The following is an 11,835-nucleotide window of genomic DNA, read 5'->3' as shown; positions in this document are numbered from 1 at the left end:
GCCTAGCGCGGACGCACGCTGTCGCTCAGCAGGTCCGCGCGGAAGTAACGCAGATAGCCCTCCATCACCTGGTTGGACTTGCCGGCTTTCTCCAGCATGTCGCGGAGCAGCGCCTGGTCTTCCGGCTTGAGCGCGTTGGAGATGTAGGCGCCGCTCTGGTGCCATGGCAGTTCCGGGATGGCCTCCATCCTCAGCTTGTCCTGTAAGAGCTGCACGCGCGCGTCGCGGCGGATGGCGCCGGCCATCAGCGTCGGTCCCATGATGGTGACGTCGGCCGATCCCGCGTGCAGCAGGCGCGCGATGCCGACCACGTCCACCTCGACGAACAGGCGCCCCTGTTTTTGCAGCTCGTCGATCAGCGCCGTGTAATGCTCGCCATAGTCGAAGCCGCGCACCACCGCCACGCGCAGCTCCTTGCGCGCCAGCAGATCCTGCGCGCTGGTGATCGGCGCGCGGCCGTTGTTCACCGAGATCAGCATGGCGCGGTGATTGATCATGGGGATGAAGGTGCCCAGCTGATCGCGCGCCGCCGTGCGCGACGCCGGTACCAGCACGTCCGCCAGGCCGGCCTTGAACATGGCCACTTGCCGCGCGCGCGGCACCACCGTGAACACGAAGTTGCAGCCAGCCTTGGGGCCGAGGGTGCGCAGCAGGTCGGGATAAATGCCCCTGGCGGTGGTGCCTTCCACGATCACGCTGGCGCCGTTGGCCGACACCGGTGCCGCGATATCGCGCGAGCATCCCGCCAGCGCGTCATGCGCCAGCAGGCAGGCGGCGATGAATAACGCAGGCTTCATGCGTGCACCGCATGTTTGCCGAAGTAGCGCTGCGCCACGAAGATCGCCACGGTCTGCATCGCGGCGCACAGGTAGAAGGTGCTGCCCACGCGCCAGTCGCCGGCCGCCAGGTGGCTGACCTCGCCGAGTATCGCCGAGCCCAGCAGCGGCATGAAGATCACGCCCACGCTGCTGATCGACTGCAGCGACCCCATCAACTCACCCTGCTCGTTCGGCGCCGTGCTCTTGGAGATGATGCTTTGAAGGGCGGGCCCGATGGCGAACGACAGCACGTTGCACATGATGAGCACGTACATCATCCAGCCCTGTGTGGCCAGGCCGTACAGCAGGTAGGTGATGGCGCCGGACACCAGCCCAAGCACCGACAGCCGCACTTCGCCGAAGCGTTTGATCAGCACCCCGAGCAAGCCGGCCTGCACCACGGCCGCCGTCAGGCCGACGCAGAACAGCGCCGCGCCGTTCTGGCCCGGGGTCCAGTTGAAGCGGAAGGTGGTGTACAGCACCCAGGTGGTTTGCAGCATCATGGCCGCCAGCGTCACCAGCGTGTAGGTGACGATCAGGCCGCGGATGTCGGCGCGGCGGCCCAGCTTGACCAGCGCCGCGAACGGATTGATTTTCGACAGCGTGAGCGGCGCGCGGCGCGCCTCCGGCAGCGATTCCGGCACCACGAAATACCCGTAGGCGAAGTTGGCCAGCGACAGCCCACCGGCCACGTAGAACGGCAGGTGCAGGTCGACCGTGCCCAACAGCCCGCCCAGCATCGGCCCGCAGATGAAGCCCAGGCCGAACGCCGCGCCTACCTTGCCGAAGCTCTTGGCGCGATTCTCCGGCGTGGAGATGTCGGACGCGTAGGCCGACGCCACCGACATGCTGGCCGACGACATGCCGCCGATCACGCGGCCGATGAACAAACAGGCCAGGTTGGGCGCCCACGCGGTGGTGAAGAAGTTGATCGCCATGCCGGCCATGGAGTACAGCAGCACCGGGCGGCGGCCGACGCGGTCGCTGACCGCGCCCAGCATGGGCATGAAGATGAACTGCATCAGGCCGAACACGGCGCTCATCACGCCATACCAGTAGGCCTGGTTCTCGCGCGTGCCGGTGAACTCCCCCACCAGCACCGGCAGCACCGGCACGATCAGCCCGATGCCCAGCATGTCGATGAAAACGCAGATCAGTACAAAATTCAGATTGCCCGGGGATGCAGGTTTGGTCATGAGGACTCGGATTTCAGGTTACGGCGCGGCCGGGCTGGCGGCCCATTCGGCGATGAAGGTGTCGCGGAAGGCGATCAGTTCCTTGAGGCGGGTTTCGCCGAGACGGCGTCCGGCGGCGGTTTGCATCTTGCCGGGCAGGGTGGCCAGCTTGGTGTCGATGTGGTCCAGCGCGTAGGCCCTGTCGTCCAGGTCGCGCTGTAGCGCCATCGGATCGTCCGGGTGCGCCAGCGCCGAATCCATGCGGCCGGCGGTGTAGAACAGGCGCGCCAGGCCGACCGCGCCCAGCGCGTCCAGCCGGTCGGCGTCCTGCACGATCTTGGCCTCGATGGTCTCCGCGCGGATGCCGGCCGAGAAGCTGTGGCTCTCGATGGCGTGGGCCACGGCGGCCAGCTTGTTGGGCGGGAAGTCCAGCTCCGCCAGCTGGCGGCTGGCCAGCAGCGCGGCCTTGCGCGAGGCGAGGTGGCGTTCGGGGTCGTTCTTGGGCAGGTTCACCAGGTCGTGCAGATAGCAGCCCGCCAGCACGACCAGCGGATCGGCTTCGGGATAATCGTCCAGCAACAGGCTGGCGTTGCGCCAGACGCGGTGCAGGTGGTTGGTGTCGTGCGCGCCGTCTATCCCTTGGGCCGCGTTAGCCAAAGCGACAAGGCGTGGGTGCCAGCTGTTGAGCAAGCTATTCATCGTTCTCCCTGAGTGTGGAGGAATTTCGCCCAAATCATACACCATGGTTGAAATCATAATCTGGAAATTGCAATAAGGTTATTTGTTGCTGAGGGTCATTTATTTGCTGCGAAGGAACTTTACTTGGGGTAACATTACGGGTAATAACTTTGGCAATGAGGGAAAACCATGTCTAACGTCAGCGAACTGCACGCCACCGCCACCAACGTCGGCGAATACCTTGCCTTCACCTTGGGCAAGGAGGAGTACGGGATCGATATCCAGAAAGTCAGCGAGATCCGCAGCTATGAAACCCCGACCCGCATCGCCAACGCGCCGGAGTTCGTCAAGGGCGTGGTCAACCTGCGCGGCATCATCGTGCCGATCGTGGACATGCGCATCAAGTTCAACCTGGGCACCCCGACCTACGACCAGTTCACCGTGGTCATCATCCTCAACATCGGCCACCGCGTGGTGGGCATGGTGGTGGACCGCGTGTCCGACGTCACCACGCTGACCCCGGATCAGATCAAGCCGGCGCCGGAGATCGGCTCGGCCATGAACACCGAGCACATCGTCGGCCTGGGCACCATCGACGACCGCATGCTGATCCTGGTCGATATCGACAAGCTGATGTCCAGCGCCGACATGGGCCTGATCGACACCACCGCGCTGGCCGCGTAACCGAGCCTGGCCGCCGGGGCCGATGCTGGTTGCGTGGTTTTGTTTTTGATTTACTCGAGAGGTAGGTGCAAGAATGAATAGGTTGGCGAATATCAGTATCGGCAAACGCCTGGCGCTGGGTTTCACGATCATCCTGGCGTTTGCGATGCTGATCACCGGCATCGGCGTGTGGCGCCTGCAGGGCGTGGCCGCGGCCACCAGCGAAATGATGCAGGTGCCGCTGGCCAAGGAGCGCATGATCTCGGATTGGGCGGGCAAGATTGATAGCGGTATCAGGCGTACCACCGCGATCGCGCGCAGCAGCGATGCCTCCCTGGGCGCGTATTTCGCCGAGGAATCCAAGGCTTCCTCGGTCATTTCCTCCGAGCTGCAAAAGAAGATCGAGACGCTGATTTCCGACCCCGACGAGAAGGACCTGTTCAACCGCATCGGCGAGCAGCGCAAGGTCTATCTGTCGTCGCGCGACCAGATCTCCAAGCTGAAGGCGGCGGGCGAGCTGGAGGAAGCCAACAAGGTGTTCGACAACGTGTTCCGCCCCGGCACGGCCAAGTTCCAGGAGTTGATCGTCGAGCTGCTGAAGATGCAGCGCGCCAAGATCGACGCGGCGGCCCAGCATATCGAGGATATCGCCTCCAGCAGCCGCAACCTGCTGTACGTGCTGGCGGCGCTGGTGCTGGCGTTCGGCGTGACCTGCGCCTGGCTGCTCACCACCGGCATCACCGGCCCGCTGCGCGAGGCGGTGGCGGTGGCGCGCCGTGTCGCCAGCGGCGACCTGACCGGCCATATCGACGACAGCGCCAAGGATGAAACGGGCCAGCTGCTGTCGGCGCTGAAGGAGATGAATGGCGCGCTGCTGGGCATCGTGACCGATGTGCGCAGCGGTACCGATCACATTACCACGTCCTCGTCCGAAATCGCCCAGGGCAACCAGGACCTGTCGCGCCGCACCGAGCAGCAGGCGGGCGCGCTGGAGGAGACCGCGTCCTCGATGGAGGAATTGACGTCCACCGTCAAGCACAACGCCGACAACGCGCGCCAGGCCAATCAACTGGCGGCGTCGGCGGCGCAGGTGGCGGTGAAGGGTGGCGAGGTGGTGGCGCAAGTGGTGGGCACCATGGAGTCGATCAACCAGTCGTCCGGCAAGATCGTCGATATCATCGCGGTGATCGACGGGATCGCGTTCCAGACCAATATCCTGGCGCTGAACGCGGCGGTGGAGGCGGCGCGCGCCGGCGAGCAGGGGCGCGGCTTCGCGGTGGTGGCGTCGGAGGTGCGTAATCTGGCGCAGCGCTCCGCCTCGGCCGCCAAGGAGATCAAGGCGCTGATCGGCGACTCGGTCGAGAAGGTCAACCTGGGCAGCAAGCTGGTGGCCGACGCCGGCAGCACCATGGACGAAATTGTCGCCAGCGTGCACAAGGTCAGCGACATGATCTCGGAGATCACGGCGGCCAGCAGCGAGCAAAGCGCCGGCATCAATGAGGTCAATCAGGCCATCGGTTCGATGGACGCGGTGACGCAGCAAAACGCGGCGCTGGTGGAAGAAGCCGCAGCCGCGGCGGAATCCATGCGGCAGCAGGCGGCGGCGCTAGCCAAGGCGGTCAGCGTATTCAAGGTGCACGACAGCGTGACGCCGTTCACGGCACGCGCCAACCGCGTGCCAAGCAGCCGCCCGGCCCTCGAAATGTCGCGCCGCCGCGCGTAACGGCGAGGGATTGCGCGCGGCGGGAGCTAGCCCGCCGCCGCGTGGCCGGCGACCGCTTGCTGCGACAGGCGGTCCGCGTCGCCGTTGCGGTGGCGCGGCACCCAGCGCAGCTGCACGGCGCCCAGCGCCGACATCAGCTCCACCACGCGCGCGCGATGCGGCTCCAATCCCTTGGCCCCGCGCGCCGCGCCCAGGTTCACATCATTCACCACCACCTGGCTATCGCCGCACACGGCGAGCTCCGTCGCGCCCATCCTGACGGCCAACTCCAGCAGCGCCGTCAAGGCCAGGTATTCCGCCTCGCTGCTATTGCCGTATCCGGCGCGGCGGCTGATTTCCGCCCGCTGCCCATCCGGCCCGCACAACAAGGCCCCAATCCCGATTTGCCCGGGATTCGGATGCGCCGATCCGTCAAACCAGCCGCGCCAGGCGGCCGTCGATTGCGTGCCGGCCTTGCGCAGCGCCAGTTTGCAGGCGGCATTGGCCTGCCTCGCCAAACGCCTTTCCTCGTCGCGCGAGCGCAATTGCTCGCGTTGATGCAGCAACTGCGCCAGCCCGGCGGCGCCCGCGGCCAGCGTCAGCACCTGCAGCAATGCCTGCGCCTCGGTCACGTGCGTGCGCGCCACCAGACGACGCGCGGCCACGCGCTCGCCCTTGAAGGCGGCCGTGGCCAGGACATCAAATTCGAATTGATCCATTAATCGCGGCGACGGTTGTCCGGGTGGTGATCATAACGGTTCGGTACACCGTCGCCATCGCGGTCGCGATCGTAGCGGTTAGGGATGCCGTCGTGATCACGGTCGCCGCGTCCGCGGTAGTCTCCACGGTTGTCATGGCGGTCGTAGCGGTTGGGGATGCCGTCGTGATCGCGGTCGCCGTTCGGGCCGCGCTCCCAGCGCGCCTCCTCGCGGAACCAACGGCCATCACGCTCCACCCAACGCGGCTGCGCATACACGTAGCCAGGGCGTGAGGCGATCCAGTTACCGCCTATCCAGACGTGGCGGTTGCCGCGCCATTCCCAGTAACCGGGCGCCCAGATGTAGCCGGGGCGCGGATCGGGGATGCGCTCATAGCGCGGCGGAGGCGGTGCCACCGTGATGTAGTCCACGCGCGACGGGCCGGCATCGACCGTCACCCAACCGGCGGGGCTCAAACGCCAGCCGCCGTCGGCGCGCACCCACTCGGCGGGACGCCAGGCGCTGCCGATGCGCTCGCGCTCCCAGTGACCGCCCAGCCATACGTGGCGATAACCGTCCCAGTTCCAATAGCCGGGCGCCCAAACGTAGCCATGGCGTGGTGCGGGCACGCTTTCAAAACGAGGCGGTGGAGGGGCATTGCCGATCACGACGCTGACGCCGACCTGCGCCGATGCGATGGATGGTACAAAAGCTGCTGCGCTCAGCGCGAGCATGGCGGTAGCGAAAATTGGCTTGATCATGATGGTGTCCTCCGTCTCTCTTAATGGCGCCGTTTCAGCGCTTGGACGAACTATATCAAGCGGCACAAGGTGTTGCCTTGAATGATGCAACTTTTTACATATGACACAAAGCTGTTCGCCGCTATGTGCGGTCGCGTACAGATTGAGAGGGGAGAGGGACTGCGGGGAAAGGGAGAGAAGCTTCGCCTGTCACGCGGGGCGGCGTGTACAGGCGAAGGTGCTGCCGGCGTTCAAATCATGCTCGCTTTTTTAGCGTCGGCGGCCAGCGTGGTGGCGCGTTCTTCCATCACCGATTGCAGTTTTTGTTCGGCGGTCATGCGTTTGGCGCTCACCACCACGACTTGCATGTCAGGGGTTTGCGCTTCCACGCTGGATTTGTCCAGCGCGTAGCTTGCGCCGCAAGCCAGGGCGACGGTCATCACGAACAGGGCTTCGAAGTTTTTCAGGGTTTTCATGTTGCTTCCTTTCGGTGGTTAATTGAGTTTCGATGTGCTCACTGTATCCAAAGCCCCGTCAAGCCGCGATGGGATTGCGACGAGCCGCGTTTTCGGCGGGCCGAAATGCGTTTTGGCGCGATGGGAGGGGTGTTTTTCCTCGCCCCCCTGCTAAGCAGGCACAGACCAAGACCACCAGCGCGAGGGGCAAATGCCGCGATTCATTCATACGATCTTGCAAGCCTGGGCCGAGCGCCGTCGCGCGCGCCGCCGCAGCGCCAACCTGCGCGCGGGCCAGCGCGGCCGTCCGGCGATGACGCTGGTGTCGTCGCGGCGCGGCGCCGCCGGCGAGGGCCAGGCGCTCGCCCCTCCGCGCTGGGCGGTTGGCGCGCGGCCGGTGTGGCTGGTGGTGGCGGGACTGTGCGTCGTGCTTGGCGGCGGTGCGCTGATCGCCGGGCACGCGCGCCATCTGGCGGCGTCCACGGCCAGCACGCCGCAGTCGGCCGCCAATGTCCGCGCCGCGCATGCATATCGGTCGGTCTTGCCGGGCATCGCCTTCACGGTGCCGGAACAAGCCGGCATTGGCTCCAGCCTGCACCCGGGCGGCGCCTTGCTGATCGTGGCGGGCATGGAGGCGACGGCGCCGGTGCGCGTCGACCTGTGCAGCCAGATGCGCGGCCCCACCGACAACCGGTTGCTGCCGCTGCGCCTGGGGTATCGCTTCGAGGACGTGAAGCGCTGGGTTGCCCGCAACGAGCAGGCCGACGTGCAAATCCCGCTGCGCAACGTGCTGCTGGTGGCGGATCGCGCTGGCGCCGGCGCCATGCCGGAAGTGCAGATCGAAGGCCGCGCGCGCGCCGACTTCACCGATCCGTTGAGCGAACCGCTGCAACTGCGGTGGAACAGCAAGCAGGCCGACACGCGCTGGCTGAGCGACGCCAGCTTCGGCCAGGTGGAGCAGGGCGCCAACGGCCAGGTCGCGCTGCGCCAGCAAGGCTGGCTGCTGTGGGGCGCCAATTCCGCGTTGCGCATCGAACGCCGCGCCAATGCCATGTGCCCGCAAGCGGGGGAGTTGCTGGTTCAGATATTCCGTCCGGCTACCGCACCTGCCGGTCCGGCGCTGGTCACCGCTTTTCCCGCGCGTGGCCGCGCCGTCAATGCCTACCTCGCGCCGGGCCAATATCAGGTGCCCGAAGCTCCTGACGGCGAACTCGAAGATCAGGCGCTGTTCGAGCAGTTGCAGGCGCAAGGTCTGATCCGTCTGGGCGCCGACGGCGCCATCGAACTGGCGCCGCGCGACCTCCCGCAATGGCTGGCCGCCGCCGATGGCGAACGCGCCGCGGAACTGCGCAACTGGCGGCACGTGCAACCCGGCCCCGCCATCAACAAGCTGTTCAAGCGTCTTTACTATCAGGCCGACGGCGCCTACGTTCGCCAACAAATCGACATCTACAACAGCGAGCGCCGCCTGCTCGCATGGCGCATCAAGGCCCCCGAGGGACTGGCGCTGGAATGGAGCGCCGCCACCGTCAACAACGCCGGCAGCGGCGACGCGCCTGTGACGGTCGCCACCACCAGTCAGATGCCGGTGTCGGCATCGCGTTTGTTTGCCACCTTGCCGCAAGGCTGGCAGCCCTGGACGCGCGTGGCGCGCTGGCCGCAGGCCGGCGCAAGTTCGGGCGCGCGGCCAACTGTGCGCCTGACGCTTGAACTGCCGCGTGCCGCCGCCGGCGGCGAAGTGCTGCACCTGTTGGTCGCCGGTCGCATCGTGCCCGGATCCGGCGCCGCGGCCAGCGCCCAATTCACCTCCGCCTGCACCGGGCGCGCCTGCGCCAGCGGCGGCGACGTCCAGCAAGTCGCGCTGACATTGCTATCAGGCGCGCGCAGCGTCCAGCTGGACGTGCAGCCGCTGGACTTCAACGCGCCGGAAGACCAGAGATATCGCCACCTGCGCGTGGCTGGCGGGCGCCTGATCTGGCAGCCGCTGGCCCAAACCGACAACTCCGCATCGCGCACCGCCGCCCCGTCGCAGGTCCAACTGCGGGACCGCAACGGCACCGCATTGTGGAGCGACGGCGCTCCAAGCGAAGCCGCCGTGGAAGCGGGCCTTGCGCCGCTGCTTGGCATCAATCAGGAGCACGCCAACAGCGTCGCCGGCATGCTGGCCCGCTTGCCGGCCTGCGGCGGCTCGGTGCAAGCCAGCCTGACGCTGGACTTGCCGTTGCAAGCCCTGAGCCAGCGCGTGCTCGAATGCGTTGCCATGCGGCGTGGCCGCTGGGAGGGCGGCCATTGCGTCGGTGGCGCGCCGGTCCCCGAGGGCCGCCATGCCGGCATCGTCATCCTCGACACCGAAACTGGCGACATCCTGGCCGCCGCCGGCGCCGGCACGGGCAACGTCACCAGCGCCAACTGGTCCGAGGTGCGCGACTTCGACCGCACCAGTCCAGCGCGCAGCCCACTGCGCCTGCCGGCCCTGCAGCACGACGGCGGCGCGCACCAAAGTCCGGGTTCCACCTTCAAGGTGGTGAGCGCGCTGGGGCTGGAGATCGCCGCGCAAAGCGATCCGCAGATCGACGCGCTGTTGGGCGGCATGCCGCTGCCCGCCATCAATCGCCTGGCCGCGCAGCGCGGCTACGGCTTCCAGACCGATGCCGCCAGCTATCCGCTGAACCCGCGCCTGGCCCACATCACCAACTACCGCGAACAAAGCCTCGACCGCCGCGCGCAGGAGGGGCGGCTGGGTCTCGCGCAAGCGCTGACTTACAGCCTGAATACCTGGTTCGCCTGGTCCAGTGAGCTGAGTGACCGCAGCCTGTTCGGCCGTCCGGATGGCGGCGCGCCAGATCTGCAAGCGCTGGATCCCGACGCGCTGGACAGCATCCGCCCGATCGTGGCCGCCGCGCACCGCCTGGGCTTTGAACAGTCGCTGCGGCTTGACGGCGGCCTGCTGCCGGCCGATTTCAACTGGCGCGCGTGGGATGCGTTGCAGGCCACGCCGGCCCGCATGGATCCGATCCACACCCGCCACGAGTTGCGGCAAATGGCCATCGGCCTGCGCATGCAGGTGACGCCGCTGCAAATGGCGCTGGCGTCGGCGGCGGTGGGGCAGGGCCGGGTCGTCGCGCCGCGCATGCTGCTTTCGTTGGACGGCAATGACAGCCGCACTGCCGCCGCCGCGCCGCTGGGCATACGCCTGGACCGCATCAAGGCTGGCATGAAAGGCGTGGTCGATGTCGGCACGGGGGCGGGGGCCTTCCGTGGCGCGGCGCTGGCTGGCGTGCGTCCCGGCTTGTACGGCAAAACCGGCACCGCGCCGAGCGGCGAGGACACGGCCACCGTGTGGTTCACCGGTTGGCTGGAGGCGGGCAGTCTGCCGGGCCAGACGCATCGGCTGGCGATGGCGACCTTCGTCAGCCACTCCGACGCCACCGGCGGCGAGCATGCGGCGCCGGTGATCGCCGCCATCCTGTCCACGCTGGCGGCGCAGAACGGTGAACAGAAGGGGAAATAGCCTTGTAAACGGGATAATGCTTATTGCCTTTTTATGGCATGCTTGAAAAGCCTTTTGATTTACTCACTTACAGGACTTTATGCGCTTGCCAGGAACCCGGTACCAGGAGCATGGCTGGGAACAAGTGCGCAAGCTGCTGGGACTTTGCTCATTGCAGGCCTTCCGGCAGATTGAGATGCACCAGATGCTCGACCCCGAGCGGCACGCGGCGCTGCTTGACGCCTATACCGATGCGGTAGCGGCGTCCCTGCGCGCCAATGCCCGCACCGCGCGCGGCGCGGCCGAGGGCAACAGCTATGGCGAAAGCGTGTACGAGCTGTCGCTTGGCTTGTTGTACGAGTTGCAGGCGCAACCCGCATACTGGACGGCGTTCATGGCGGCCATGGCCGTCGAGCATGCGCGCAGCGGCGCGTTCTGGCACGACGCGGCAGCCGAGGGCGTGCTGCGCAAGAAGGTCAACGACATGTACGCCACCCTGCGCGACAAGGTCGACGCGGACAATTACATCGTCGCTACCGGGCGCGATTGCTCGCCCAATAAAATTTACACTTACCGGATGCTGGATACCGCCTACCGCGAGATCGCGGACCTGTTCGCGGCTTGGGAGCAGAACGCCGCACAGGTCGGGGCCATCCTCGGCCGTTCGCTGGCCGGCACGCCAATCGAAGTGCGCCAGATGAAGTCCATTTCCGGTTGCAAGGCCGAGTGGATTATTCGCTGGAGCGCGTCGCAGGAGCAGTTTGCCGGCGCGCCCGGGCCCTTGCACACCAAATCCAAGCGCTTCGCCAGCTTGAAGAATAGCCCCGACAGGATCGCGGCGCTGCTGGAGGAAATCGGCGATTACGAAACGCTGTCCGCCAACATGGACAGCGCCGAGGAATGGCAGGGCGATGCCGGCGAGGCGGCGCTATGGCTGGAAGATTACTGGCGCGTGCTGGGCGAGTCCGAGCATGCGGAAGCCAGCGGTCCGCCGCATGACGATGACCGCATCCTCGCCGCGCCGGAGCCTGATCCGCACGAGGAGGACGGCATCGACACCGCCGCCGCTTCGGACGACGCCGCGCCGTCCGAAGCGGAGCTGGCGGCCGAACAGTCCCGGGCCGCGGAGCTTTCCCTGCCCCTCCGCTATCTTGAATTGGCGCGGGCGGCGCAGGAAGCCGGCAGCTGGGCGGTCCGCATATTGCGTGACGAATCGCTGCCGATCCGTCTGGCGGTCTACCAGAAGCTGCTGGGCGCGGCCGACGACAGCTATCCGGACGCCTGGCTGGATCCGGTCACCGGCGAGCTGCCGACCTTGCAGCAGTTGGCGGCGCTGGACCAGATTTCGATGCCGACGCTGCGCAAGCGCCGTAATGAAGCGATCGCCAAGCTGCAAGCGGTGGGCGCGCGATGAAG

General features: G+C 66.7%; 10 protein-coding genes. 4 read left to right on the top strand and 6 right to left on the bottom strand.

Going from position 1 to position 11,835, the window contains the following annotated elements:
- Window positions 1–2: 2 nt before the first annotated feature.
- Genes FHW83_RS22250 through FHW83_RS22240 form a run of 3 tightly spaced genes read right to left on the bottom strand, consistent with a single transcriptional unit; the run spans window position 3 to window position 2,692 of the window.
- Window positions 3–797, bottom strand: coding sequence for an ABC transporter substrate-binding protein (locus FHW83_RS22250; protein WP_176648540.1), 795 nt, complete (start codon window positions 795–797; stop codon window positions 3–5).
- Window positions 794–2,014 carry an MFS transporter gene (locus tag FHW83_RS22245; RefSeq protein ID WP_176648539.1) on the bottom strand — a complete coding sequence of 407 codons (1,221 nt, stop codon included), beginning with the start codon at window positions 2,012–2,014 and terminating at the stop codon, window positions 794–796. Before FHW83_RS22245 ends, FHW83_RS22250 begins: the two co-directional genes overlap by 4 nt.
- An 18-nt stretch (window positions 2,015–2,032) precedes the next feature.
- Complete coding sequence (locus tag FHW83_RS22240) at window positions 2,033–2,692, bottom strand: HD domain-containing protein (protein WP_176648538.1); 660 nt, start codon at window positions 2,690–2,692, stop codon at window positions 2,033–2,035.
- Window positions 2,693–2,860: 168 nt separating this feature from the next.
- Between FHW83_RS22240 and FHW83_RS22235 the strand changes: the two genes are divergently transcribed.
- Window positions 2,861–3,355, top strand: coding sequence for a chemotaxis protein CheW (locus tag FHW83_RS22235; RefSeq protein WP_176648537.1), 495 nt, complete (start codon window positions 2,861–2,863; stop codon window positions 3,353–3,355).
- A 73-nt stretch (window positions 3,356–3,428) separates the two neighbouring features.
- Complete coding sequence (locus tag FHW83_RS22230; protein WP_176648536.1) at window positions 3,429–5,057, top strand: methyl-accepting chemotaxis protein; 1,629 nt, start codon at window positions 3,429–3,431, stop codon at window positions 5,055–5,057.
- A gap of 26 nt (window positions 5,058–5,083) precedes the next feature.
- Here FHW83_RS22230 and FHW83_RS22225 read toward each other — a convergent pair whose 3' ends face one another.
- From FHW83_RS22225 to FHW83_RS22215, 3 genes are all read right to left on the bottom strand, one after another.
- Window positions 5,084–5,755 (bottom strand): ribonuclease HI family protein, encoded by a 672-nt coding sequence (locus tag FHW83_RS22225; RefSeq protein ID WP_176648535.1) that lies wholly within the window; start codon window positions 5,753–5,755, stop codon window positions 5,084–5,086.
- The gene (locus FHW83_RS31230) at window positions 5,755–6,495 is read right to left on the bottom strand and encodes a YXWGXW repeat-containing protein (protein ID WP_176648534.1); all 741 of its coding nucleotides are present in this window, start codon (window positions 6,493–6,495) and stop codon (window positions 5,755–5,757) included. The genes FHW83_RS22225 and FHW83_RS31230 overlap by 1 nt, the downstream gene beginning before the upstream one ends.
- A gap of 230 nt (window positions 6,496–6,725) precedes the next feature.
- Window positions 6,726–6,950: a hypothetical protein gene (locus FHW83_RS22215; protein ID WP_176648533.1), complete on the bottom strand. Its 225-nt coding sequence runs from the start codon at window positions 6,948–6,950 to the stop codon at window positions 6,726–6,728.
- Window positions 6,951–7,140: 190 nt separating this feature from the next.
- On the opposite strand from FHW83_RS22215, the gene FHW83_RS22210 reads away from it, so the two are divergent.
- Both FHW83_RS22210 and FHW83_RS22205 read left to right on the top strand, forming a co-directional pair.
- Window positions 7,141–10,440, top strand: coding sequence for a penicillin-binding transpeptidase domain-containing protein (locus FHW83_RS22210; RefSeq protein ID WP_176648532.1), 3,300 nt, complete (start codon window positions 7,141–7,143; stop codon window positions 10,438–10,440).
- A 79-nt stretch (window positions 10,441–10,519) separates the two neighbouring features.
- The gene (locus tag FHW83_RS22205) at window positions 10,520–11,833 is read left to right on the top strand and encodes a hypothetical protein (RefSeq protein ID WP_176648531.1); all 1,314 of its coding nucleotides are present in this window, start codon (window positions 10,520–10,522) and stop codon (window positions 11,831–11,833) included.
- The last annotated feature ends 2 nt before the right edge of the window (window positions 11,834–11,835 follow it).

The sequence above is a fragment of the Duganella sp. SG902 genome, from assembly GCF_013376005.1.
GTDB lineage: Bacteria > Pseudomonadota > Gammaproteobacteria > Burkholderiales > Burkholderiaceae_D > Rugamonas.
Note: the sequence above shows the minus strand (reverse complement) of the source record. Positions and strands in the feature narration are given on the sequence as shown.

Excerpts from the sequence above, each read along its gene's own strand:
- FHW83_RS22245 (WP_176648539.1), bottom strand. The coding sequence starts at position 2,014 with ATGACCAAACCTGCATCCCCGGGCAATCTGAATTTTGTACTGATCTGC.
- FHW83_RS22215 (WP_176648533.1), bottom strand. The coding sequence starts at position 6,950 with ATGAAAACCCTGAAAAACTTCGAAGCCCTGTTCGTGATGACCGTCGCC.
- FHW83_RS22210 (WP_176648532.1), top strand. The coding sequence starts at position 7,141 with ATGCCGCGATTCATTCATACGATCTTGCAAGCCTGGGCCGAGCGCCGT.
- FHW83_RS22250 (WP_176648540.1), bottom strand. The coding sequence starts at position 797 with ATGAAGCCTGCGTTATTCATCGCCGCCTGCCTGCTGGCGCATGACGCG.
- FHW83_RS22240 (WP_176648538.1), bottom strand. The coding sequence starts at position 2,692 with ATGAATAGCTTGCTCAACAGCTGGCACCCACGCCTTGTCGCTTTGGCT.
- FHW83_RS22235 (WP_176648537.1), top strand. The coding sequence starts at position 2,861 with ATGTCTAACGTCAGCGAACTGCACGCCACCGCCACCAACGTCGGCGAA.
- FHW83_RS22230 (WP_176648536.1), top strand. The coding sequence starts at position 3,429 with ATGAATAGGTTGGCGAATATCAGTATCGGCAAACGCCTGGCGCTGGGT.
- FHW83_RS22205 (WP_176648531.1), top strand. The coding sequence starts at position 10,520 with ATGCGCTTGCCAGGAACCCGGTACCAGGAGCATGGCTGGGAACAAGTG.
- FHW83_RS22225 (WP_176648535.1), bottom strand. The coding sequence starts at position 5,755 with ATGGATCAATTCGAATTTGATGTCCTGGCCACGGCCGCCTTCAAGGGC.
- FHW83_RS31230 (WP_176648534.1), bottom strand. The coding sequence starts at position 6,495 with ATGATCAAGCCAATTTTCGCTACCGCCATGCTCGCGCTGAGCGCAGCA.